Source organism: Amycolatopsis sp. NPDC114478, from assembly GCF_055633805.1.
In genome coordinates this window covers 310,911-333,661 of record NZ_JBVKDO010000008.1, presented here as the reverse complement: position 1 = coordinate 333,661, position 22,751 = coordinate 310,911, and the positions used below count along the sequence as shown (strand labels likewise).

The 22,751-nt window shown below is 71.5% G+C and carries 22 protein-coding genes; 12 read left to right on the top strand and 10 right to left on the bottom strand.

Going from position 1 to position 22,751, the window contains the following annotated elements; all coding sequences use genetic code 11:
• Nucleotides 1-24: 24 nt before the first annotated feature.
• Nucleotides 25-798, bottom strand: coding sequence for a crotonase/enoyl-CoA hydratase family protein (locus ACZ7OH_RS24380; RefSeq protein WP_470282846.1), 774 nt, complete (start codon nucleotides 796-798; stop codon nucleotides 25-27).
• A 126-nt stretch (nucleotides 799-924) separates the two neighbouring features.
• Between ACZ7OH_RS24380 and ACZ7OH_RS24375 the strand changes: the two genes are divergently transcribed.
• The 5 genes from ACZ7OH_RS24375 (at nucleotide 925) to ACZ7OH_RS24355 (ending at nucleotide 3,793) form a co-directional block, all read left to right on the top strand.
• Nucleotides 925-1,080, top strand: a complete 156-nt coding sequence (locus ACZ7OH_RS24375; protein ID WP_167379779.1) for a hypothetical protein — start codon at nucleotides 925-927, stop codon at nucleotides 1,078-1,080.
• Nucleotides 1,081-1,440: 360 nt separating this feature from the next.
• Complete coding sequence (locus ACZ7OH_RS24370; RefSeq protein ID WP_470282845.1) at nucleotides 1,441-1,923, top strand: helix-turn-helix transcriptional regulator; 483 nt, start codon at nucleotides 1,441-1,443, stop codon at nucleotides 1,921-1,923.
• Nucleotides 1,924-2,046: 123 nt separating this feature from the next.
• Nucleotides 2,047-2,961: a lytic transglycosylase domain-containing protein gene (locus ACZ7OH_RS24365; RefSeq protein ID WP_470282844.1), complete on the top strand. Its 915-nt coding sequence runs from the start codon at nucleotides 2,047-2,049 to the stop codon at nucleotides 2,959-2,961.
• 64 nt (nucleotides 2,962-3,025) lie between these two features.
• Entirely contained in the window at nucleotides 3,026-3,424 is a 399-nt protein-coding gene (locus ACZ7OH_RS24360) for a hypothetical protein (protein WP_470282843.1), read from the top strand.
• A gap of 24 nt (nucleotides 3,425-3,448) precedes the next feature.
• Nucleotides 3,449-3,793, top strand: a complete 345-nt coding sequence (locus ACZ7OH_RS24355) for a DUF3817 domain-containing protein (protein WP_364385790.1) — start codon at nucleotides 3,449-3,451, stop codon at nucleotides 3,791-3,793.
• Here the strand turns inward: ACZ7OH_RS24355 and ACZ7OH_RS24350 are convergent.
• Nucleotides 3,771-5,195, bottom strand: a complete 1,425-nt coding sequence (locus ACZ7OH_RS24350; RefSeq protein ID WP_470282842.1) for an MFS transporter — start codon at nucleotides 5,193-5,195, stop codon at nucleotides 3,771-3,773. The genes ACZ7OH_RS24355 and ACZ7OH_RS24350 overlap by 23 nt on opposite strands.
• A 135-nt stretch (nucleotides 5,196-5,330) precedes the next feature.
• Here ACZ7OH_RS24350 and ACZ7OH_RS24345 point away from each other — a divergent pair, with 135 nt between their 5' ends.
• Nucleotides 5,331-5,891: a TetR/AcrR family transcriptional regulator gene (locus ACZ7OH_RS24345; RefSeq protein ID WP_470282841.1), complete on the top strand. Its 561-nt coding sequence runs from the start codon at nucleotides 5,331-5,333 to the stop codon at nucleotides 5,889-5,891.
• A gap of 18 nt (nucleotides 5,892-5,909) precedes the next feature.
• Here ACZ7OH_RS24345 and ACZ7OH_RS24340 read toward each other — a convergent pair whose 3' ends face one another.
• Both ACZ7OH_RS24340 and ACZ7OH_RS24335 read right to left on the bottom strand, forming a co-directional pair.
• A complete protein-coding gene (locus ACZ7OH_RS24340; RefSeq protein WP_400889477.1) occupies nucleotides 5,910-7,502 on the bottom strand; it encodes a solute symporter family protein in 1,593 nt (530 codons plus the stop codon).
• Nucleotides 7,499-7,936 carry a DUF485 domain-containing protein gene (locus ACZ7OH_RS24335; protein ID WP_470282840.1) on the bottom strand — a complete coding sequence of 146 codons (438 nt, stop codon included), beginning with the start codon at nucleotides 7,934-7,936 and terminating at the stop codon, nucleotides 7,499-7,501. Before ACZ7OH_RS24335 ends, ACZ7OH_RS24340 begins: the two co-directional genes overlap by 4 nt.
• 1,017 nt (nucleotides 7,937-8,953) lie before the next feature.
• On the opposite strand from ACZ7OH_RS24335, the gene ACZ7OH_RS24330 reads away from it, so the two are divergent.
• Genes ACZ7OH_RS24330 through ACZ7OH_RS24315 form a run of 4 tightly spaced genes read left to right on the top strand, consistent with a single transcriptional unit; the run spans nucleotide 8,954 to nucleotide 14,657 of the window.
• On the top strand, nucleotides 8,954-12,892 hold the full coding sequence (locus tag ACZ7OH_RS24330) for a nitrate- and nitrite sensing domain-containing protein (protein ID WP_470282892.1): 3,939 nt from the start codon (nucleotides 8,954-8,956) through the stop codon (nucleotides 12,890-12,892).
• Nucleotides 12,889-13,341 carry a roadblock/LC7 domain-containing protein gene (locus ACZ7OH_RS24325; RefSeq protein ID WP_004561253.1) on the top strand — a complete coding sequence of 151 codons (453 nt, stop codon included), beginning with the start codon at nucleotides 12,889-12,891 and terminating at the stop codon, nucleotides 13,339-13,341. Before ACZ7OH_RS24330 ends, ACZ7OH_RS24325 begins: the two co-directional genes overlap by 4 nt.
• Before the next feature lie 7 nt (nucleotides 13,342-13,348).
• Entirely contained in the window at nucleotides 13,349-14,065 is a 717-nt protein-coding gene (locus tag ACZ7OH_RS24320) for a DUF742 domain-containing protein (protein WP_400889481.1), read from the top strand.
• A gap of 28 nt (nucleotides 14,066-14,093) precedes the next feature.
• Entirely contained in the window at nucleotides 14,094-14,657 is a 564-nt protein-coding gene (locus ACZ7OH_RS24315) for a GTP-binding protein (RefSeq protein WP_091389756.1), read from the top strand.
• Nucleotides 14,658-14,753: 96 nt separating this feature from the next.
• On the opposite strand, the gene ACZ7OH_RS24310 is transcribed toward ACZ7OH_RS24315, so the two are convergent.
• From ACZ7OH_RS24310 to ACZ7OH_RS24300, 3 genes are read right to left on the bottom strand one after another with little or no spacing between them, the layout of a single operon-like run.
• Nucleotides 14,754-15,404: a DUF899 domain-containing protein gene (locus tag ACZ7OH_RS24310; RefSeq protein ID WP_470282839.1), complete on the bottom strand. Its 651-nt coding sequence runs from the start codon at nucleotides 15,402-15,404 to the stop codon at nucleotides 14,754-14,756.
• Nucleotides 15,401-15,832 carry an SRPBCC family protein gene (locus tag ACZ7OH_RS24305; RefSeq protein WP_470282838.1) on the bottom strand — a complete coding sequence of 144 codons (432 nt, stop codon included), beginning with the start codon at nucleotides 15,830-15,832 and terminating at the stop codon, nucleotides 15,401-15,403. The genes ACZ7OH_RS24310 and ACZ7OH_RS24305 overlap by 4 nt, the downstream gene beginning before the upstream one ends.
• Complete coding sequence (locus ACZ7OH_RS24300) at nucleotides 15,825-16,154, bottom strand: ArsR/SmtB family transcription factor (RefSeq protein ID WP_400880801.1); 330 nt, start codon at nucleotides 16,152-16,154, stop codon at nucleotides 15,825-15,827. Before ACZ7OH_RS24300 ends, ACZ7OH_RS24305 begins: the two co-directional genes overlap by 8 nt.
• A 137-nt stretch (nucleotides 16,155-16,291) precedes the next feature.
• Here ACZ7OH_RS24300 and icmF point away from each other — a divergent pair, with 137 nt between their 5' ends.
• A complete protein-coding gene (gene icmF, locus ACZ7OH_RS24295) occupies nucleotides 16,292-19,525 on the top strand; it encodes a fused isobutyryl-CoA mutase/GTPase IcmF (protein WP_470282837.1) in 3,234 nt (1,077 codons plus the stop codon).
• On the opposite strand, the gene ACZ7OH_RS24290 is transcribed toward icmF, so the two are convergent.
• Both ACZ7OH_RS24290 and ACZ7OH_RS24285 read right to left on the bottom strand, forming a co-directional pair.
• The gene (locus tag ACZ7OH_RS24290; RefSeq protein ID WP_470282836.1) at nucleotides 19,522-20,304 is read right to left on the bottom strand and encodes a hypothetical protein; all 783 of its coding nucleotides are present in this window, start codon (nucleotides 20,302-20,304) and stop codon (nucleotides 19,522-19,524) included. The two genes, icmF and ACZ7OH_RS24290, sit on opposite strands and share 4 nt — an antisense overlap.
• Nucleotides 20,301-20,990: a class I SAM-dependent methyltransferase gene (locus ACZ7OH_RS24285; protein WP_470282835.1), complete on the bottom strand. Its 690-nt coding sequence runs from the start codon at nucleotides 20,988-20,990 to the stop codon at nucleotides 20,301-20,303. The genes ACZ7OH_RS24290 and ACZ7OH_RS24285 overlap by 4 nt, the downstream gene beginning before the upstream one ends.
• Before the next feature lie 76 nt (nucleotides 20,991-21,066).
• Between ACZ7OH_RS24285 and ACZ7OH_RS24280 the strand changes: the two genes are divergently transcribed.
• Nucleotides 21,067-21,897 carry an LLM class F420-dependent oxidoreductase gene (locus ACZ7OH_RS24280; protein WP_470282834.1) on the top strand — a complete coding sequence of 277 codons (831 nt, stop codon included), beginning with the start codon at nucleotides 21,067-21,069 and terminating at the stop codon, nucleotides 21,895-21,897.
• Between the two features lie 7 nt (nucleotides 21,898-21,904).
• Here the strand turns inward: ACZ7OH_RS24280 and kstR are convergent, their stop codons facing one another.
• On the bottom strand, nucleotides 21,905-22,525 hold the full coding sequence (gene kstR / locus ACZ7OH_RS24275; RefSeq protein WP_400889495.1) for a cholesterol catabolism transcriptional regulator KstR: 621 nt from the start codon (nucleotides 22,523-22,525) through the stop codon (nucleotides 21,905-21,907).
• Nucleotides 22,526-22,751 lie beyond the last annotated feature (226 nt).

The following is a 22,751-nucleotide window of genomic DNA, read 5'->3' as shown; positions in this document are numbered from 1 at the left end:
GCGTGAGCCGAGCGCCCCTTCGGCTCAGCTGAAGCTGCCGTGGCGCCCCTCGCCGCCCGTGAAGCGGGCCGCGCCGTCGACCGCTTCGGCCGCCAGTACCCCCGCGCCCATCGCCGCGCCGAACTCCGCCGTCAAAGCGTCCTCTTCGGACTTCCCCCACTGCGCCAGCGCCGACGACCGGTCACCCCGCAGGCACGCCTGCGGGAACGCCGCGAGCTGCCGCGCCAGCTCCTGCGCCGCCGAGACCGCTTCGCCCGCCGGCACCAAGCGGTTCGCCAAGCCGATCGAAAACGCCTCCTCCGCCGAGACCGCCCGGCCCGTCAGGATCAGGTCCATCGCCCGGGACTGGCCGATCAGCCGCGGCAGCCGCACCGTCCCGCCGTCGATCAGCGGCACGCCCCAGCGGCGGCAGAACACCCCGAACACCGCCGTCGCGTCCGCGACCCGCAGGTCGCACCACAGCGCCAGCTCCAGCCCGCCCGCAACGGCGTGCCCGTGCACCGCCGCGATCACCGGCTTGCCGAGCCGCAGCCGGGTCGGGCCCATCGGGCCGTCCCCGTCCGGGTGAGTGCGGTTCATCCGGTCGGTGCCGATCGCCTTCAGGTCCGCGCCCGCGCAGAACGCGCCACCCGATCCGGTGAGCACCGCGACCGCCGCGCCGGGGTCCGCGTCGAACTCGCGGAACGCTTCGGCCAGCTCGGCCGCGGTCGGCCCGTCGACGGCGTTGCGGGCGGCCGGGCGGTCGATGGTGACTGTCGTCACTTCGCCGTCGCGCTCGACCAGCACGTTCCGCGTCATCGCCGCTCCTCGGGGGTCGTCGGGGGTTGCTCGGGGTGTCTTCGGGGCACGCCTTGCCTAGAGTATTGGCGTGGCCACTCCCAGGACGGGCGCGGCGAGCCGGGGAGGAAGCCCATGTCGAGCGGCATGAAGAAGGTTCTCATCGTGGGCGTCGTCGCGCTCGTGCTCTTCTTCCTGATCACCCAGCCCAACCAGTCCGCCGACTTCGTGCACCGCGTCCTCGGCTGGCTGAAGGACGGCGCCGAAGCCATCGTCACGTTCTTCAGGTCGCTCTTCTCCTGATCTCCGCGCACCGCTCACCGGCCCCGCGAACCGCGGCGCCGGTCGTCACCCTGTGTGTTAGCGGACGGTAAATCACTGAGTGTCACCAATCTCGGATTTCGGACCCCAGCGCTCGACCATCCGGGTGGATTGCGGCCGAAAACGCGCAGGTCGGCGAATTCGTCCCTGCCGGGGTCTGGCGAAGGAGACCACCCCGGCCCTACGGTGCTCACATTGCGTGATCGGGTGGTTCGCCCTCCCCCCGGAGACCCCCGGTACGCAGGCAGTTTCCACTCAGCAAGGTGCAGGTTGGTGCGTGCGGCGCCACCGCGTGGGACAGGCGTCAGGGCCTGTCCGTCGGGGACCTACAAGGAGGCAGGGATGACCGGAGATCCCGGAGTGGACGCGCTGATCCGGCAGTGGGCCGCCGAGCGCGAGCAGACCCCCGAAGAGCAGGAGGTCGACCGCATCGCGTCCGCGTGGCTGGCCGACGCGCCGGCGCAGGCTCCGGGCATCCCCGGCCAGCGCGCCCGGACCGGGCAGTCCCGGTTCGTCCCCGTCGAGTCGGCCGACCCCGGCTACCTCGCGGCGATGCGCAGCCGCCTGCCCGACGTGCCCGAAGAGCTCCTCACCGCCGCCGCGGGCTGGTGGCAGATGGTCGGCGGCGTCGCCGAGGCCGAGGAGTGGTGGGACGCCGGGCTCAGCCCGCTCGACCAGCGGGCCCTCGACTACCGGGCGGCCGGGCTCGCGCCGTCCGACCTGAGCCGCCGGCTCGGGCCGATGACCGTCCTGCAGCACCTGCGCCGCGGCAGCGCCCCGGCCTGGTGCGTCGCGCGGCTCGCGCGGCAGCAGAAGTCCGCCTGACGAGACGCTCTCCACACGGCCGGGTGAACCGGTGCGGTGAGACGATGGCGACGACCCGCGTAACGCTAACCTGCGCGGGCTCGTTGACACTTCGTCGACACCACGCTGGAGGACCGGAGTTTCGTGCGCACCAGGACCGGAAAGAACGAGGCCGACCCGATCGACGCGAGCGTCGAGGAAGCCGCCCCCGCCGCACCGGCACCGGCGCCGCGCTCCTCCGGGGTGGCCGTGCTCACCCGGCTGGTCGTGGTCCTCGCCGTGCTGGCCGTGGCCGGCGGCGGGGTCTGGCTGGTCACCCGCGCGTCGACGCCGGAAGCCAGCCCCCTCACCACCGAAATCCCCGCCCTGCAGGTCAAGGCGGCCGACGTTCGCCCGGGGTCGGTCGCGCCGGCCGGCGGCGTGGCCGCGGGCGGGGCCGACCAGCAGACGTCACCCCAGCAGGCCCGCAGCACCGGCCCGGCGACGCTGTCGCAGTGGGCGAGCCAGGTCGCGGCGGTGTCCGGCGTCCCGGCGCGGGCGTTGCAGGCGTACGGCAACGCCGAGCTGGCGATGCGCGCGGACCAGCCCAAGTGCCGGATCTCCTGGGCGACCCTGGCCGGCATCGGCCGCATCGAGTCCAACCACGGCCAGTACGGGGGCGCGGTGCTGGGCGCCGACGGCCGCCCGTCCAAGCCGATCATCGGTGTCCCGCTCGACGGCTCGTCGGGCGTCCAGGCGATCGGCGACACCGACGGCGGCCGCTACGACGGCGACCCGACCGTCGACCGCGCGGTCGGCCCGATGCAGTTCATCCCGAGCACGTGGCGCAAGTGGGCTTCGGACGGCAACGGCGACGGCCTCGGCGACCCCCAGCAGATCGACGACGCGGCCCTGGCGGCGGCGCGGTACCTGTGCGCGGGCGGGCGGGACATGGCGAGCCCGAGCGGGTGGTGGGCCGGGATCCTGTCGTACAACAACTCGACGGAGTACGCGCAGAAGGTGTTCGGCTTGGCGGACGGGTACGCGAAGGCGGCCCAGTCGGTGCGCAAGCAGGGCTGAGAGCCGGGCCACCCCGGTCGCGGTCGGCCGTCACCCCTCAGCCGCCCAGTGCTACTTTCGAACCGTGCCAGCTTCCCCGCCACCGGCCGCGTCCCCCTGGGGGCGGCGGATCGCGATCGTCGCGACCTGCCTGGTGAGCCTGCTCGTCTGCTGCGGGCTCGCCTGGTGGCAGTGGGACCGCTTCACCTCCGCGAACGGCACCTTCCAGAACCTCGGCTACGTCCTGCAGTGGCCGTTGTTCGGGCTGTTCCCGGCCTTCATGTTCTGGCGGATCCGCAAGCTCCGGCAGAGGGCCGAAGTCGACGGCACGGCGGACGAGCAGCCGAAGCCGGCCCCCGTCGCCGAGGTGCCCGCTCCCCGTCCCCGTCCCGACGTGCGGCCGACGGACGAGGACGAAGAGCTGGCCGCGTACAACCGGTACCTACGCGAGCTGAACGCCCGCGACCAGCAGGCCGCAGAGTGAGGCCCGCACAGTGAGGACGACCCGATGACCACCAGCACCGAAGGTGCCGCGCAGACCGCGGTGCCGCTCTCCGGCCCCCTGGTCCGGTTCCGCACCGCCGCCTACGTCACCGGCGTCGGCCTGCTCGGCCTGTGCTTCGTGATGGTGCTGCGGTACGGCTTCGACAACCCGACGCCGTCCGCGGTGTACTCGCCGATCCACGGCGTCCTCTACATGATCTACCTGGTGCTGACCATCGACCTGGCGATCAAGGCCCGCTGGTCGATCAAGGGCACCGTGCTGGTGCTGCTCGCCGGGTGCGTCCCGTTCGTCTCGTTCCTCGTCGAGCGCCGGGTGACGCACAAGGTCAAGGCCGGGCAGAAGCTGTAGCCCGCCGGAACGTCAGCGCCACCGCGAAGGTGCACGCCGCGAACACCGCGGCCGTCGCGAACGCCGACGTCATGCCGTCGACCACCAGCTGAGGTCCCGTCGCGGTCGACGAGCGGGTCACCGACCCGAACACCGTGATCAGGACGCCCAGCCCGAGCGTGCTGCCGACCTGCTGCATCGTCTGCAGCACGCCGCCCGCCGCGCCCGCGTCCTCGGTGGGCACCGTCGCCATCACGATCACGTTGAGCGGCGCGAACGCGAGCCCGCCGCCGAGGCCCATCAGCAGCAGCGGCCCCAGCAACGCCGGGAAGTACGTGCTGTCCGTGGTGAGCTGGGCGAGCCAGAGGACGCCGGAAACCATGAGCAGCGACCCCGTGATCGCCAGCGGCTTCGGGCCGTAGCGCGGGAGCAGCCGCGGCACGAGCCTGCTCATCGTGAAGATCAGCGCCGCCATCGGCAGGAACGCGAAGCCGGTGGCCAGCGCGGCGAAGTGCCGGATGTCCTGCATGAACTGGGTCAGGAAGAAGAACATCGACATCATCGCCATCGGCCCGAGGAAGAAGTTGACGTAGGCCGCGCTGCGGTTGCGGTCGGCGAACAGCCGCAGCGGGACCAGCGGCATCGCCGTGCGGGCCTCGATCGCGACGAAGCCGGCCAGCAGCGCGAGGCCGCCGGTGAGCGAGCCGAGCGTCACCGGATTGCCCCAGCCGTCGGACGCGGCGTGGGTGAAGGCGAACACGAGCGAGCCGACGCCGAGGGTGCCGGTGATCGCGCCGGGCAGGTCGAGGTGGGCCCGCCGGCGTTCGGGCTCCGGCACGAACCGCGGGGCCAGCAGGACGATCGCCAGGCCGAACGGGACGTTGATGAACAGGGCCGCGCGCCAGGAGATCCATTCGGTGAGCAGGCCGCCGACGATCAGGCCGATGGCGAAGCCGCCGCTGGACATGGCGGAGAACAGGGACAGGGCGCGGACGCGGGCCTTGGCTTCGGTGAACGTCGTCGTGACCAGCGCCAAGGTGCTCGGACCCGCCATCGCGGCGCCGACGCCCTGCAGGACGCGGGCGGCGATGAGCAGCGCGGCCGAGCCGGCGAGGCCGCCGGCCAGCGAGGCGACGGTGAACAAGGCGGTGCCCGCGACGAACATCCGCCGCCGGCCGAACAGGTCGCCCGCCCGGCCGCCGAGCAGCAGCAGGCCGCCGAAGACGAGGCTGTAGGCCGTCATCACCCAGGACAGGCCGGTGGGGGTGAACCCGAGGTCGGCCTGGATGCGCGGGAGCGCGACGTTCATGACGGTCGCGTCGAGGATGAGCATGAGCTGGCAGGTCAGGATGATGGCCAGGACCAGCCCGCTGCGGCGGGCCGGGGCAGGCTCGACCGCACGGTGGATCGTCTGCTGGGACAAGGGATACTCCCCCGAGGAGTAAGAGAAGAAGCGGAGATGTTCTCCACTTGCGTGCGATCCGATAATATGGAGAGCGTCTCCGGATGCGCAAGTGAATTCGGAGAATCTCTCCGGTTGAGTGGCGAGGAGGCCGGGATGCCGGGTGCGGACTCGGAGCGTCCGATGCGGGCGGACGCGCGGCGCAACTACGAGCGCATCGTCGCGACGGCGAAGGACCTCTTCACCGCGCAGGGCGCCGACGTGCCGCTCGACGACGTCGCGAAGAAGGCGGGCGTCGGCGCGGGCACCCTGTACCGGCACTTCCCGACGCGGGAGAAGCTGTTCGAAGCGGTCTACCGCGACGAGATCGAGGTGCTCGCCGACCGCGCGTACGTCCTGCACGACGAGCTGCCGCCGTGGGAGGCCCTCGAGGCCTGGCTGGGGGAGCAGGTCACGTGGGTTGTGGAGCGGCACAAGCTCGCCACGATCCTCAAGGAGTCGATCGACGCGGGGTCGGAGACGTTCCGGTACTGCCAGGTCCGGCTGCGCGAGGCGGTCGGGGTGCTGGTCGACGCGGCCGAGGGGCTGATCCGGCCCGACGTCGGGGGGCCCGACGTGCTCCGGCTGGCGCACGGCGCCGGGATGGCGGTGCGCAACTGCAGCCCGGAGGAGGGCAAGCGCGTGCTGACGGTGATCCTGGACGGCCTGCGCGCGTGACGCAGGCCGTCCGGGGGACTAGCTGCCGATCCCGGTGAGGGACCTGACCTCCATCTCGGCGTGCTTGTCCGCGTCCGCCTTCGGCTTGCCGACGAGGGTGCCGACGAAGCCGCAGAGGAACGAGAACGGGATCGACACCAGGCCCGGGTTCTTCAGCGGGAACCAGGCGAAGTCGATGCCCTTGAAGATCGAGTCCGGCGAGCCGGAGACGACCGGCGAGAACAGCACCAGTACCAGGCACGCGATCAGGCCGCCGTAGATGCCCCACAGCGTGCCGGTGGTGTTGAACCGCTTCCAGAACAGCGAGTACAGCAGCGTCGAGAGGTTCGCCGACGCCGCCACCGCGAACGCCAGCGCCACCAGGAACGCGATGTTCTGCCCGTTGGCCAGCACGCCACCGACGATGGCCAGCGCCCCGACCACGATCGCGGTCAGCCGCGCCACCCGGACCTCGTCGGCCGGTTCCGCCTTGCCCTGCTTGAAGATGTTCGCGTAGACGTCGTGGGCGAAGGACGCCGACGCGGTGATCGTCAGCCCGGCGACGACCGCGAGGATCGTCGCGAACGCCACCGCGGCGATGATGCCGAGCAGCAGCGTCCCGCCGACGTGCAGGGCCAGCAGCGGCGCCGCCGAGTTCTCCCCGCCCGGCGCGGCCTTGATCTCGTCCGCGCCGACCAGTGCGGCCGCGCCGAAGCCGATCACCAGCGTGCAAAGGTAGAAGAGGAACATGCACGCCGTCGCCCAGACGACGCTTCGCCGCGCCTCGCGGGAGTTCGGCACCGTGTAGAAGCGCATCAGCACGTGCGGCAGCGCCGCCGCGCCGAGCACCAGCGCCAGGGCCAGCGACACGAAGTCGAGCTTGGTGGTGCCGTTCTTGCCGTACGAGCCGCCCGGCTCGAGGAGCTTGTCGCCCAGCGGGCTGTTCTCGGCCGCCGCGGAGAGCAGGTTCGAGAACGAGAAGCCGAACTTGCCGAACAGGAACACCGTCAGCAGCGCGCCGCACAGCAGCAGGATGGTCGCCTTGATGATCTGCACCCAGGTGGTGCCCTTCATCCCGCCGACCAGCACGTACAGCACCATGACCAGCCCGACGACGCCGATCACCAGCGCCTGGCCGAGCTTGGAGTGGACGTTCAGCAGCAGCGCGACCAGGCCGCCGGCGCCGGCCATCTGCGCCAGCATGTAGAAGAAGGAGATGACCAGCGTCGACGTCGCCGCCGCCGCGCGGACCGGGCGCTGCTTCATCCGGAAGCTCAGGACGTCGCCCATCGTGAAGCGGCCGGTGTTGCGCAGCAGCTCGGCGATCAGCAGCAGGTCGACCAGCCAGGCGACGAGGAAGCCGATCGAGTATAGGAAGCCGTCGTAGCCGTGCATCGCGATGGCGCCGGCGATGCCGAGGAACGACGCGGCCGACAGGAAGTCGCCGGAGAGCGCGATGCCGTTCTGGCGGCCGGTGAACGCGCTGCCCGCGGCGTAGTAGTCGGCCGTCGAGGAGTTCCGGGAGCTGGCCCGGTAGACGACGTAGAGCGTGATCGCCACGAACAGGGCGAACACGACCGTGTTGACGAGGGGGTTGCTGGCCGGCGTGCCTTCGGCGGCGAGCGCGGTCATCGGCGGGTCCCTTCCGGCAGGCCCGCGCGGGCCCGCAGCTCGGCTACGCGCGGGTCGACGTGGCGGCGCGCGTAGCGGAGGTAGAGCCACGTGACCAGCGCCGTGCTGGCGAACTGGCCGATGCCGAGCACGATGCCGACGTTGACCTGGCCGAACACCTTGCGGCTCATGAAGTCGTGGGCGTACGCGGCCAGCAGCACGTACGTCATGTACCAGGCGAAGAAGGCGAAGCTCATCGGGAAGACGAAGGCCCGGAACCGCCGCCGCAGCGTGACGAACTCGGGGCTGGCCTGGATCCCGGGGTAGTCGGGACCGGTCGGGGGAGCGGGCCGTCGGTGCTGGGCGCCGGGCGGGCGGTCTCCGGTGAACAGGGCCGGCATCTGGCCGGTCTCCTCCATCGGGTTGCCCGCCGCGGGACGCGCGACGTCGTACATGGGTGCCTCCGGCAGAGTGCCTCCGTGGCGGCGGGCCCGGCGGACGCCCTGCGGGCGGGGTTGCCGGGCCGCCCTTGCGGACTGCGAGGCGAACATCGTAACTAGGCCGTCCGGCGGACACGGGAGGCGGCCGGTCGATCTCCGGGTCCGGAAGGCGGGGTATTCGTTTTCCCGTCGAAAGCGTCGAATACCCGTTCGCCGCAAGATCACGGGCAGATCACCCGTCAGAATGAAAAGAATTGTGACTCGACGTTGTCGCGTCCGGCCCAGGCTGCGGCGAACGGGGTAATCGTCCTGGACGATCGTCCAAATTGACCACGCAGAGTGGCGAAAGGGGGCGCCGTCGTGCCGGAGAGTGTCGCCCGCGGGTGGGCGTGGCGGCGAAGATCCACAGGTCAGCCCGCAGTCTCGAAAGAAATCACCAGGTCGGGGTACGGGAGCGCGGAACGCCACAACATCGGGCACATCTTCAGACTTGACCCACCCGATGGGGGTACTGAGTGTAGATCGTCCGAGGTACTATGCTGCTCTGCATGGGCTAATCGGGTGACGGCCGGATGCCTGGGTGAGACGCTTCCGGTAACCGGAATTCCCTCTTCGGGGGCAGTGAGGCCGAATGTCGAGGGCGGTTCCCGGTCCGGAAAGCACTTTTCGCAGGTCAGCGCCCGAGTGGGGAACAAAATTGACCGGCCGGGCATCGGGGGTACGATTCTTTGGCCCAGCTGACCACAGCGATCGATTGGCACCGATAAAGTTGATCTCGACGACCGTGCAGAACGCAACTTGCGGCGTGCACGTGCACAGTCCCTTGCACGGGACATCGGGGCGGTGCCTGCCCGGCGACGGGCGCGCGGGTGGCCGGGCGGCCGGGGACGAGCGAGGGTACCGGGGACGCGGCAGGGCGCGGGCGGCACGGCCGTCCGGACGCACGCCGCGAGCCGGGACGCCGCGCCGCCGACGCGGATCCATGACGCCGGACAGGGAGTCACTCACGTGACCGTTGCAGGAGAAGGTCAGGTGCCCGTGGGGGAGCTGCTCGGCCGAGCACCCCGGCGGTCCAAGGGGAAGGACGCGTGGCGCGCCCTCGTGCGCTGGCGCGATTGGAGCCTGCCCGTCAAGCTGTCGGCCGTCACCGTGGTCCCCATCGTCCTCGCGCTGGTCCTCGGCGTCACGACGATCGCGGCCCAGGTCGGCCGCTCGGACGAGTACCAGCGGCTCGACCGGCTCGTCGCGCTCGGCGGCCAGACGCGGGCGCTCACCGGCGCGCTGCAGCAGGAGCGCACGGTCACCGCGGCGATGCTGACCGAGGGCACCGTCGGCGGCACGCCCGAGCTGGCCGCGGCCCGCAAGGCCACCGACGCCGCGACCGGGCCGTTCACCGCGGCGCAGGCCCGCGCGTCCGAGATCGAGCCCGGTGTGGCCGGCGCCGCCGGCGCGGCCACCGCGCAGGTCAACAACCTCGGCTTCCTCCGCCGCCAAGTCGACGGCGGCCAGCTCGACCCGGCCCAGGCCGTCACCGCCTACTCCGGCATCACCGGATCGCTGATCAGCCTCGACACCGCGGCCACCGCGGGGGAGGGCGACGGCACCCTCGGCGGCACGCCCGCCGGGCTGCACGAGCTGCTCGTCGCGGGCGAGCAGGTGTCGCTCAGCCAGGCACTGGTCTCCTACGGCATCGCCCGCGCTTCGCTGTCGCCGAGCGAGCTGGCCACGCTGCGCGCCGCCGAGCTGCGGCTCGCCGACCGGCTCGTCGACTTCCGGTCCGCCGCGGGCGACACGCTGCAGCGCGACTTCGCGGCGATCGCCGAGGGCAAGCAGGCGCAGAGCCGGGCCCGGATGGTCGAGACCGTGCTGAACGCACAGCCCAACACGGTCGACAACGCCTTCCGCGCCCTGTCGGCGGCCGACTGGAACGCCGCGTCCACGGCGATGCGGACGGAGATCAGCCAGGTCGCCGACCGCCTCGGCGCGTCGGCGTCGGCGACGTCGGCGCAGCTGGTCGACGACGCCAGCAGCGGCGCGGGCCTGCTCGCGGTGCTGCTGTTCGCCGCCATGGTGCTCGCCGTCGCGGTCGTCTTCCTCATCACCCGCCAGCTGCTGCGGTCGCTGAAAGCGTTGCGGCGCAGCGCCCTCGACGTCGCCGAGACGGCGCTGCCCGAAGCGGTCCGCAACATCCAGGAGGGCCGCGCCCAGGGCACGGACATCGTGCCGGTGCCGGTGCGGACCGACGACGAGGTCGGCGAGGTGGCGCGGGCCTTCGACAAGGTGCACCACCAGGCGCTGCGGCTGGCGACCGAGCAGGCCGCGATGCGCACCGGCTTCGGCAGCGTCTTCGTCAACCTGTCGCGGCGCAGCCAGAGCCTGGTGCAGCGGCAGCTGCAGCTGATCGAGCAGCTCGAGCGCGACGAGGAGGACGCCGACCAGCTGGCCACGCTGTTCCAGCTCGACCACCTCGCCACCCGGATGCGGCGCAACAACGAGAACCTGATGGTGCTCTCCGGCGCCGAGCCGGGCCGCCGGTCCGGCAAGCCGGTCGGCACCACCGACATGCTCCGCGCCGCGGTCTCGGAAATCGAGCAGTACCAGCGGGTCCAGGTGCAGCCGCCGCCCCCGGCCCGGATCGTCGGGTACGCCGCGAGCGACCTGATGCGCCTGGTCGCCGAGCTGCTGGACAACGCGACGGCGTTCTCCGCGCCGGAGACGTCGGTGACCGTCGCTTCGCGGCTGGGCGAGGACGGCTCGCTCAACGTCGACATCCTCGACAAGGGCATCGGCATGAACGAGGCCGAGGTCGCCGAGGCCAACACCCGGCTGACCGAGGCCGGTTCGGTCGACCTGGCCACGTCGCGCCGGATGGGCCTGTTCGTCGTCGGCCGGCTGGCCAGCCGGCACCGGATCGGGGTGTCGCTGCACGGCGGCAAGGACATCGTCGGCGTCCGCGCGACGGTCGTCGTCCCGCCGGATCTGGTGATGCCGGTGACCGACGGTCCGCTGACCGGCCCGATCGGCTCCCTGCAGCAGCACCCGGCGAGCCCCGCGGCGGGCAACCAGCTGCCGCGCCGCCAGGTCAACGGCCACTCCCGGCCGCGGCCGGTGGTCCCGCAGCAGCCGGCGATGGGGGAGGAGCGCTGGCCGTCGGCGAGCGACCTCGCCGGGCTGACGAACGGCCACGGGCCCACGGCCCCGCGCCCGCCGTCCGACCTGGAGATCTCCGGGACCGACCTGTTCGCCCCGCTGCCGAAGGACGACGACGTCCCGCCGCCGCGTCCGACGCTGCCGGAGGTTCCGGCGGTGCTGCCGGTGGACCCGCCGCGGGCCGGTGACCTGCCGTCGGGCAAGGACCTGTTCTCCGCCAACGAAACGACGCTCAGCGACTGGTGGCGCCAGGCGACCGCGAAGCCGGAGCCCGCCCCGGCGCCGGACCTCTCGGAGACGACGCCGATCTTCGACGAGATGCTGTCGGCGTGGTTCCGCGAGGACAAGCCGGCCGCCGCTGCCGAAGAGCCGGCCGCGGAGGAAGCGGCGCCGGAGAAGCCCGCCGCCGCGGAAGAGGTGCGCAGCTGGGACTTCGCGAGCGACGAGAACTTCCGCACGGTCCAGGCGGTCACGAAGTCGGAACCGACGGCGTTCACCGAGAAGGGGCTGCCCCGCCGCAGGCGCGGCGAGCAGCTGCTGCCGGGCAGCGCGACGCCGGCCCGGGCGGTGCCCGCCCCGGCCCCGGCGCGGCCGGACCTCCCGGTCCGCGACCCGGCGGACGTCCGCGGGCGGCTGAGCAGCTTCCAGCAGGGCGTGACGCGAGGGCGTCAGCAGGCCCGCCAGGCGGCGCAAGCGGCCGGGCAGCCGGAAGCCGCGACCGCACCGCGGCAGGAGCCGTTCGCGCAGGGCTCCCACTCGGGCGCCTTGCCGCAGCCGGGCCGGCCGCCGGCCGCCGGGCTCCCGCAGCGGGGACAGCAGGGTGCCGCGGCCCAGCCGAACGCCCTCCACCAGCCGGGACAGCCGGCCTCGCCTGAGGCGGACGAGGCTGCTCAGGAAGCCGGTCGGCTGCCGAGCCGCCAGCCGCGATCGACGCTCGGCGAGCAGGCGGCTTTCCAGGAGCCGGCTCCGCAGCAGTCGGTGGCGTCTCGTGAGCAGGGGGACCAGCGCTCGGCGTTCCAGGAGGCGGCTCCGCAGCAGCCGGCGGCGTCCCCTGAGCAGGCCGACCAGCGCACGGTCTTCCAGGAGGCGCCTTCGCAGCAGCCGGCGGCGTCCCCTGAGCAGGCCGACCAGCGCACGGCCTTCCAAGAAGCGCCTTCGCAGCAGTTGCCGGTGTCTCGTGAGCAGGGGGACCAGCGCTCGGCTTTCCAGGAGGCGCCTTCGCAGCAGCCGGTGGCGTCGCGCGAGCAGGCGGACCAGCCCACGGTCTTCCAGGAGGCCGCTTCGCAGCAGCCGATCGCGTCGCGGTTGGCGCCCGGCGAGCAGGTGGACCAGCGCACGGCCTTCCAAGAGCCGGCGTCCCCCGAGCAGGCCACCGCCTTCCAGGCGGCTCCGCAGCCAGCGGACCATCAGCCACCCGCTGCCGAGGTCGCCGGGCGGCCCGCCGCGGCGCCGTCGGCCCTGCCCTCCCGCCGGGGCGCCGCGCCCGCACCCGAAACCCCGGCTCCGCGCCGGGAAGAGAGCGCCGTCGAGGCCACCGCCGAGTGGAACTTCGGGACCGATGACGGCTGGCGGGCGGTGCAAGCGGTGTCCCAGTCGACACCCGCCACGTTCACTTCGGCAGGATTGCCCCGGCGCCGTCGCGGGGAGCAGCTGCTCCCGGGCAGCGCCGGACCGCCCACCGGGGCCACGGCCCCCCGACCACAACGGGACGCACACGACGTGCGCGGCCGCCTGCGCAGCTTCCAGCAGGGCATCGAGCGCGGGCGCCACCGCACCGCTCGGGCGACCGAGACCAACCACGAGACACTGGAGGGTGAATGACCTCGCCGAGTAGCGCGCAGCCGACGCAGAATCAGTTCGGCTGGCTGGTGAACGACTTCGCGGAGCGGGTGCCCGGCGTGGCGCACGCCGTGGTCGTCTCGGCGGACGGCCTGCTGCTGACCGCGTCGAACCGGCTCCCGCTCGACCGGGCCGACCAGCTCGCCGCGGTCGCCTCCGGCCTGGTCAGCCTCACCCAGGGCGCCGCCCGGTGCTTCGAGGCCGGGGCGGTCAACGAGACCGTCGTCGAGATGGAGCTGGGGATCATGGTGCTGATGTCGATCAGCGACGGGTCCTGCCTTGCCGTCCTCGCCGCCCCCAACTGCGACATCGGGCAGGTCGCCTACGAAATGACCATGCTCGTCGACCGCGTCGGTCAGATCCTCACCCCGGAACTGCGCGCCCAGCTCCAGGGCTCCGGGGGGTCGCTGATCGGCGAACCGGTGGGATGATGGCGCGATGAGCACGGGGTCCGGATTCGACGGCGAACCTCCCGACGGGCGCTACCCCGCCGGGCGACAGGACGACGGCACGTTCGCCGACGTCCTGAACGGGTTCACCCTGGATTCCGGCCGTGCCCGCCGGAAGCGCAAGAAGAGCAAGGAGTCCCCACCACCCCCGGCCGCCGGTGCGCACGCGGCCGCGGATCCGCCGGCGCCCGCGCCGTCGGCCGACCAAGGAGATCGTGTGACCTCTTTAGTCTCGCCCCCCGGCAGTACCGACGGGGACAGTCCCAGGCCGGGTGGGCTGTTCGACCCGGGCCCGCCCAGCGGCGAGTTCATCATGCCCGCGGTGTTCGAGCAGCCTTCCGCGCCCGAGGACATGACGGCGATCGTCCGGCCCTACGCTTTGACCGGCGGCCGCACCCGGGCGAACTACGCCCTGGAGCTGGAGACACTGATCTCCGCGAAGGACTACGCTGCCACCGGTGGCTTCCCCGAGGTGGCCGCGGAGCAGATCGAGTGCATCTCGATCATGGAAGAGTGCCGGACCCCCCGTTCGGTCGCCGAGATCGTGTCGGCCTTGCGGGTGCCTCTGGGCGTGGCCCGGGTGCTGATCAGCGACGCGGCGGACGCTGGGCTGGTCACGGTGCACAAGACGATAACGGGCAATGACGGCGCCGAGGCACATCTGGTGTTGATGGAAAGGGTTTTGAGTGGACTCCGTCGGCTTTAAGGCACCGCGGGACACCGCGCCCCCGACCATGACATCCGCCAAGATCGTGGTGGCGGGCGGCTTCGGTGCGGGGAAGACGACCTTCGTCGGGTCGGTGTCGGAGATCGTGCCGCTCACCACCGAGGCGATGATGACCGACGCCAGCGTCGGCGTCGACAACCTCGACCACACCCCGAGCAAGTCGACGACCACGGTGGCGATGGACTTCGGCCGGGTGTCGCTGGACGCGGACCTGATCCTCTACCTGTTCGGCACGCCCGGGCAGCAGCGGTTCTGGTTCATGTGGGACGACCTGGTCCGCGGCGCGATCGGCGCGGTCGTGCTGGCCGACACGCGCCGGCTGGCTGACTCGTTCGCCCCGATCGACTTCTTCGAAGACCGCGGCCTGCCGTACATCGTCGGCGTCAACACGTTCGACGGCGTGCTGGAGCACGACATCAACGACGTGCGCGAGGCCCTGTCGATCGACCCGAACATCCCGATCGTCCGCTGCGACGCCCGGGACCGCGAGTCGACGAAGCAGACGCTGATCACGCTGGTCGAGTACGCCATGCGCCAGTGGATCGCGCTGCGGGCGGCCAAGTCCCGCTGACCAGCCGCCTCAGGCGAGCACCGAGGCGATCGCGCGTGGGGAAGCGCGGGATCGCCCGGTGCCGGTCGAGAACGCCGGAACGCCGTCGCGAGGCGGTCAGTACTCGTCGTGGCGGCGCCACCAGGAGCTCGGCGCGTCGTCGCCGCGGCTCTCCTCTTCCCACGCCTCCTGACGCCCCAGCGGCGTGATGTCGAGGTAGCGGTGCGAGGCCAGGAACGCCTCGCCGCCGCGGCCGGAGGTGAAGTACGTCCGGTAGACGTCCTCGCCGTCGCGGAGGAAGACGCTGACGCCGAAGCCCATCCCGACGCCGCAGTCCTCGGTGAAGCCGGTGCCGTGCGCGGACACCCACGGCACGTCCCAGCCCATCCGCGTCCGGTACCGCTCGATCTCCGGCAGCGTCGCCGGCGCGACGATCTTCAGGGTGACGTCGCGGGCGTGCAGGTGGGCCAGGTGCGGCATGTTGTCGACGAGCAGGGAGCAGCCGGGGCAGCCCGCCTCGTCGCCGGGGTGCAGCATGAAGTGGTAGACGATCAGCTGGCGGCGCCCGTCGAACAGGTCGAGCAGGCTCACCGGCCCGTCGGCGCTCTCGAACTGGTACTTCGCGTCGAACCGGACCATCGGCAGCCGGCGGCGCTCGGCGGCGAGGTGGTCGCCCGCCTTCATGTGGGCCTTCTCCCGGGCCAGCAGCGCGTCGCGCGCGGCCTGCCATTCCTCCGGCGAGACGATCTCGGGCAGGGTGGCGGTCATCGGGCGTCCTTTCCTCGGATGAAGCGGGTCAGGTCCTCGAAGCTGGAGCTCCAGCCGTCCTGGTGGCTGTCGCGCGTGGCGGGGGTCGAGAAGCCGGACTGGGTGAACGTCATCTCGGTCTTGCCGCCGAGGTCGGCGAAGTCGATCGCCACCAGCGTCTCGCGGACGTCGTCCTCCCACGCGAAGGTGAAAACCAGCCGCCCGGGGGCGCTCAGCTCGCGGTAGACGCCGTGCATCCACTCCACCTCGCCGTCGGGGGAGCGGATGCCGGCCCGCCAGCGGCCGCCGGGCCGCGGGTCGAGGGTGACGCCGCAGGCGGTGCAGCCGTGCGGTCCGAGCCAGCTCGCCAGGTGGTCCGGGTCGGTCCAGGCGGCGAAGACCAGCTCGCGGGGCGCGTCGAAGACGCGGGTGATGGTGAGGTCAGGCATCTCCGGTCAACCTCCGCAAGTGGTCCTCGAGGCGGTCGAAGCCGCCCTCCCAGAACTGCCGGTAGGTCGCGACCCAGTCGGCGACGTCTTCCAGGGGTTTCGCCTCCAGCCGGCAGGGCCGCCACTGGCGCGTGCGGCCGCGGGTGATCAGCCCGGCCTGTTCGAGCACCTTCAGGTGCCGCGAAACGGCGGGCAGGCTCATCGTGAACGGTTCGGCGAGCTCGTTCACCGTCGCTTCGCCCGCCGAAAGCCGGGCGAGGATGGCGCGCCGGGTCGGGTCGGCGAGGGCGGAGAACGTGCGGCTCAGCTGGTCAGTCGTCATTTCAGCACCTTGTTAATTAACGGACTCGTTAAACATAGCGCCGAACAGGGGACTGCCAAGTTCTCCTGGGGAGCCCTGAGATCCGTGTCACGGGTCCTCGGGTTTCCAATAGTAGGAAGCCAAAGTATTTTGGAGGGATGAGCAGCGAGCTGTACCGCCCCGTGCACCCCGTCCGGTTCGTCACGGCGTCGAGCCTCTTCGACGGTCACGACGCGTCGATCAACATCATGCGGCGGATCCTGCAGTCGCAGGGCGCGGAGGTCGTCCACCTCGGCCACAACCGGTCGGTCGACGAGGTCGCCACCGCGGCCATCGCCGAGGACGTCCAGGGTGTCGCCATCTCTGCTTACCAGGGCGGGCACGTCGAGTACTTCTCCTACCTGGTGGAGCTGCTGCGCGAGCGCGGCGCCGGGCACATCAAGGTCTTCGGCGGCGGGGGCGGGGTGATCGTGCGCGAGGAGATCGAGCTGCTGCACTCGCGCGGCGTCGCCCGCATATTCTCGCCCGAAGACGGCTACGAGATGGGCCTGCCGGGCATGATCAACATGATGATCAAGGCCTGCGACGTCGACCTCGCGGCCGAGGCGCCTTCGCTGGACAAGGTGCTCTCCGGCGACGTCGCTTCGCTGTCGCGGGTCATCACCCAGCTGCAGGCTTCGAAGCTGCCCGACGACCTGCTGAGCGGCATCTCCGAGGCCGGGGGCAAGCGGGAGGTGCCGGTGCTCGGCATCACCGGCACCGGCGGCTCGGGCAAGTCGTCGCTCACCGACGAGCTGATCCGCCGCTTCCGCCTCGACCAGGAGGACAAGCTGCGGATCGCGGTGCTCGCCGTCGACCCGTCGCGGCGCAAGGGCGGCGGCGCGCTGCTCGGCGACCGCATCCGGATGAACTGCCTCGACGGCTCGCCGGTCTACTTCCGCTCGCTGGCGACGCGCACGACGTCCGGCGAGATCCCGGCCGGGCTGAGCGAGTCGATCCTCGCGTGCAAGGCCGCCGGGTACGACCTGGTGATCGTCGAGACGCCGGGCATCGGCCAGGGCGACGCCGGCATTGTCGACTTCGTGGACGAGTCGCTGTACGTGATGACGCCGGAGTTCGGCGCCGCGTCGCAGCTGGAGAAGATCGACATGCTCGACTTCGCCGACGTCGTCGCGATCAACAAGTTCGAGCGCCGCGGCGCCGAGGACGCCCGCCGCGACGTCGCGCGCCAGCTGGTGCGCAACCGCGAGGCCTTCTCGTCGGGCCCGGAGGACATGCCGGTGTACGGCACGAGTGCGGCGAAGTTCAACGACGACGGCGTCACCGCGTTGTACCAGCACCTGCGCGGGATGCTCGCCGAGCGCGGCCTGACCGTCTCGGCCGGCACGCTGCCGAAGGTCGAGGGCAAGGTGTCGACGGACGCGTCGACGATCATCCCGGGCAACCGGTCCCGCTACCTGGCGGAGATCTCCGAGACCGTCCGCGGTTACCACGCGAAGACGCAAGCGCAGGTCGCCGCGATCCGCAAGCGCGAGGCACTGGCGCTGGCGCGCGCCGAACTGTCCAAGGTGGACGCTTCCACCGACGCGCTCGATGGACTGCTCGCCGCCGCCGAGTCCGATGTGGACGGCGAGTCGACAAAGCTCCTCGAGCGGTTCCGCGAGCTGGCCGCGGAGTACCGCCAGGACGAGCTGGTCGTCAAGATCCGCGACAAGGAGCTGCGCACGCAGCTGTGGCGCGACACGCTCTCCGGCAACCGGATCCCGCGCGTCGCCCTGCCGCGCTACGCCGAGTCCGGTGAGCTGCTGTCGTTCCTGCGCCGCGAGAACCTGCCGGGCTACTTCCCTTACACCGCGGGCGTCTTCCCCTTCAAGCGCGAGGGCGAGGACCCGGCGCGGATGTTCGCCGGCGAGGGCGACGCGTTCCGCACCAACCGCCGGTTCAAGCTGCTCTCGGCCGACTCCGAGGCCAAGCGGCTCTCGACGGCGTTCGACTCCGTGACGCTCTACGGCCACGACCCCGACACGCGCCCGGACATCTACGGCAAGGTCGGCACGTCCGGCGTCTCGATCGCGTCGCTCGAGGACATGAAGGTCCTCTACGACGGCTTCGACCTGACCGCGCCGAACACCTCGGTGTCGATGACGATCAACGGCCCGGCGCCGACGATCCTGGCCTTCTTCCTCAACACCGCGATCGACCAGAAGCTGACGGAGTTCCGCGAGGAGCACGGCCGCGAGCCGTCCGACGCCGAGGCCGCCGAGCTGCGCGAGTGGGCGTTGAAGAACGTCCGCGGCACGGTGCAGGCCGACATCCTCAAGGAGGACCAGGGCCAGAACACCTGCATCTTCTCCACCGAGTTCAGCCTCCGGATGATGGCCGACATCCAGGAGTGGTTCATCGAGCACGGCGTCCGCAACTTCTACTCGGTGTCCATCTCGGGCTACCACATCGCCGAAGCCGGGGCGAACCCGATCTCGCAGCTGGCTTTCACGCTGTCGAACGGCTTCACCTACGTCGAGTCGTACCTCGCGCGCGGCATGGACATCGACGACTTCGCGCCGAACCTGTCGTTCTTCTTCTCCAACGGCATGGACGCCGAGTACTCGGTGCTCGGCCGGGTCGCGCGGCGGATCTGGGCCGTGGCCATGCGCGAGCGCTACGGCGCGAACGAGCGGTCGCAGAAGCTCAAGTACCACGTGCAGACGTCCGGGCGGTCGCTGCACGCGCAGGAGATGAGCTTCAACGACATCCGCACGACGCTGCAGGCGCTGTGCGCGCTGTACGACAACGCGAACTCCTTGCACACCAACGCGTTCGACGAGGCGATCACGACGCCGTCGGAGTCGTCGGTGCGCCGCGCGATGGCCATCCAGATGATCATCAACAAGGAGTGGGGCCTGTCGAAGAACGAGAACCCGCTGCAGGGCTCGTTCGTCATCGACGAGCTGACCGACCTGGTCGAGGAGGCCGTCCTGGCCGAGTTCGACCGGATCAGCGAGCGCGGCGGCGTGCTCGGCGCGATGGAGACGGGCTACCAGCGCGGCAAGATCCAGGACGAGTCGATCCTGTACGAGCGCAAGAAGCACGACGGCTCGCTGCCGATCATCGGCGTCAACACCTTCCGCAACCCGCGCGCGGGGGAGGACGAGGTCGAGGTCGAGCTGGCCCGGGCGACGGAGGACGAGAAGAAGTCCCAGCTGGACCGGCTCGCGGACTTCCAGCACCGCCACCACGAGGAGGCCCAGCAGGCCCTGAAGGCGTTGCGCGAGGCGGCCACCCGCGGCGGCAACCTGTTCGGGGTGCTGATGGACGCCGCACGGGTGTGCACGCTGGGCCAGATCACGGAGGCGTTCTTCGAGGTCGGCGGCCAGTACCGGCGCAACGTCTAGAGCCGCACGCGCAGGTACGCCCGGTCGTCGAAGGAGTTCGCGGCCGGGCGCAGGCCTTTCGTCTCCGGCGGGTCGAGCATCAGCGGGTCGCGTGCCAGCCGCGCCGCCAGCAGGCGTTCGGCTTCGGCGAGCGTCGGGGCCGGCTCGGGGTAGCCGTCGGTGGTGATGACGACCTCCCGCACGCCCGTGGGCACGGGGATGACTTCGACGAACAGGTCCGGGATCTCCTGGCCGTCGACAGCCGCGCAGCCGTAGCGCGGGTCTGGCCGGTTGCGGAGGCCGACCAGCGCGCGCAGCAGCTCCCGCACGGCCGCCCGGCCCGGGTCGCCGCCCAGCAGTTCCGCTTCCGGCACGCCGTCGGCCAGGTGCTTCCGCAGCACGAGGGCTCGTGCCTCGGCCACGACGCGCTCCCCGGACGGGCGCGGCGGCACCGGCGTCCCGTCGAACAGGACGCGGCCTTCGCCCACGCGCCAGATCTCGCGGCGCGGCCAGTGCAGGACGCAGAACGACACCGCCGAGCCCGCTCCGGGCGCGGTGCCCGCCAGCAGGTCCCGGACCAGCGCGGTGGCGCCGTCGGTGGCCTCGCGGGCCAGGCACCCGACCGCGGTGGTGGCCAGGTACCCGGCGACGGCTCCGGCGAGTTCGGCGCCGTCCGGGCCGGTGTCCCACGGCTTCTTCGTCGCGCCGTCGGCGACGCCGAGCACGTGCTCACCCAGGACCAGCCGGTCGGCGCACGGCTCGGCGGCGGTGCGCGCGACCACCGACGTCTCGACGATCACCCCGCCGAACGTACGGCCTTCAGCTGCCAGACCGGCACCAGCACCCGGCCGTCGGCGTCGGTGTCCAGGCGGTCCAGCTCGGCCGGGTCGTGGTCCAGGATCGCGCGGACGCTCTGCCGCAGCTCCTCCGCCGTCATCGACGTCGTGTAGACCGTCGGCTCGAGGCGCTCGATCGTCCAGTCCTTGCCGACCGTCTCGCGCAGGTTCGCCTCGCTGATCAGGTACGGCGCCGGGAACGCGTCCGGCACCTCCGGTGAGAACGCGAACAGGTGCAGCGTCGCGCCCGGGCGTGCCGCGCGGGTCAGGGCCGCGAGGTACTCACGCCGCTGGTCCTCGCTCAGGCAGTGGTACAGCGCGCTGTCGAGGACCGTGTCGAAACGTCCTTCGTAGCCTTCGAGCTTGGTCGCGTCCGCCACCGCGAAGGTGACGCCCGGCGCGCGCGTCCGGGCCTGCTCGATCGCCGACGGCGCGCCGTCCAGCCCCGTGACCCGCAGGCCGCGCGAGGCGAGGAACGCGCTGTTGTCGCCGAGGCCGCAGCCGATGTCGAGCACGTCGCCGGTGAACTCGCCGGCGTCGGCCAGCGCGACGACCGCGGGCTGCGGCGCGCCGAGGTCCCACGGCATCTTGCGGCCCATCGGGGTGGTGCCCTGGTAGAGCTCTTCGAAGTCGATGTCCCGGACGTCCATGACTACCCCCTTATTCAACGTGCGATGAGATCACTTCATCCTGCACCCGCTGTCAACCCGGTGGTAGTCGTTGAGTATGAAATTCGGGATTTCGACGTTCGTGACCGACGAAGGCATCCGGCCGGACGTGCTGGGCGCGGCCCTGGAGGAGCGCGGCTTCGACTCGCTGTTCCTGGCCGAGCACTCGCACATCCCCGTCAGCCGGGAAAGCCCCTACCCCGGCGGGGGCGACCTGCCGCGCGTGTACTACCGCACGCTCGACCCGTTCGTGGCGCTCAGCGCGGCGGCCGTGGCGACGTCCGAGCTGCTGCTCGGCACCGGGATCGCGCTGCTGCCCCAGCGCGACCTGATCCACACCGCCAAGGAGGTCGCGTCGCTGGACGTCATCTCCGACGGCCGCGCGCTGTTCGGCGTGGGGGTCGGCTGGAACCGCGAGGAGATGCGCAACCACGGCACCGACCCGAAGACCCGCGGCGCGCTGATCGACGAGCAGCTGGCCGCGCTCAAGGAGATCTGGACGAAGGACGAGGCCGAGTTCCACGGCGAGCACATCGACCTCGACCCGATCTTCAGCTGGCCGAAGCCGGTGCAGAAGCCGCACGTGCCGATCTACATCGGCGGCGAGAGCGAAGCGGCGCTCAAGCGGCTCGCCAAGTACGGCGACGGCTGGCTGCTCCGGGGCCACACGAAGTACCAGGAGGCGCAGCGCGTCCGCGGCTGGCTGGCCGATCAGGGCCGCGACGACGTCCAGTTCGCGGTGTTCGGCGGACCGACCACGCCGAAGGTGATCGACGGCTTCCGCGAGGCCGGCGTCGAGCGGTACACGTTCCTGCTGGACACGCTGCCGGAGGCGGAGACGCTCAAGGCGCTCGACGAGCTGGCGGGGGTGGCCGCCGCGCACCGCTGACCGGCGGCTACTTGTCGAGCAGCAGGTGGACCGACAGCTCGAGGCGGTTGGCGACGTCGGCGGCCGACGCGCGGCGCGTCACCCAGGCCACCAGGTTCGCCATCCAGACGTCCGCGACGACGTGGAAGATGTCGCGGTCGGCCTCGGTCGGCTCGGAGATGCCCATGGCCTGGGCGAACATGTTCTCCATCAGCCGCCCGACCTGCTCGACCTCGGCCGCGGCGGAGGTGTCGGCGAACATGAACGCCCGCACCATCGCCTCGGTCAGGTGCGGGTCGCGCTGCATCAGCCGGGTGTTGCGGCCGAGCACGAACATCAGCCGCTCGGCCGGCGTCTCGCCGGGGATCGCCTGCCGCTCCAGCTTCTCCTGCGCGCGCTCGAACTCGCGGGCGAGGCCGGAGACGAGCAGGTGGATCTTCGACGGGAAGTACCGGTACAGCGTGCCGAGCGCGACGTCGGCCTTCTCGGCGACGGCCCGCATCTGGACGGCGTCGTAGCCGCCCTTGGAGGCGAGGGCGAGGGTGGCGTCGATGATCCGGCGACGGCGGTCGCGCTGGGCGGCCGAGCCGAGCTCGTCGGCCCCGATCGCGCTCAGGCCGTTGCCGCGCGCCTTGGTCTTGCCGGGCATCGGAGTTCCCCCGTCCTTCGGAACTTGTTCCAGTTCACGACGTAGCGTACCTCGCCTGGCGAAACGTTCAACAATTGACCCACTGGCCGAAAAACTGTAACACGTTCTACACTCGCGAGTAGCCTTGCCGATCCGGTCGGAAGCAGGCGGAGACGGTGCCGGAGCCCACCCGCTCACCGGCACCCGTTCCGCCGTGACTGCCGTCCGGATCGGCAACAGCCGACAC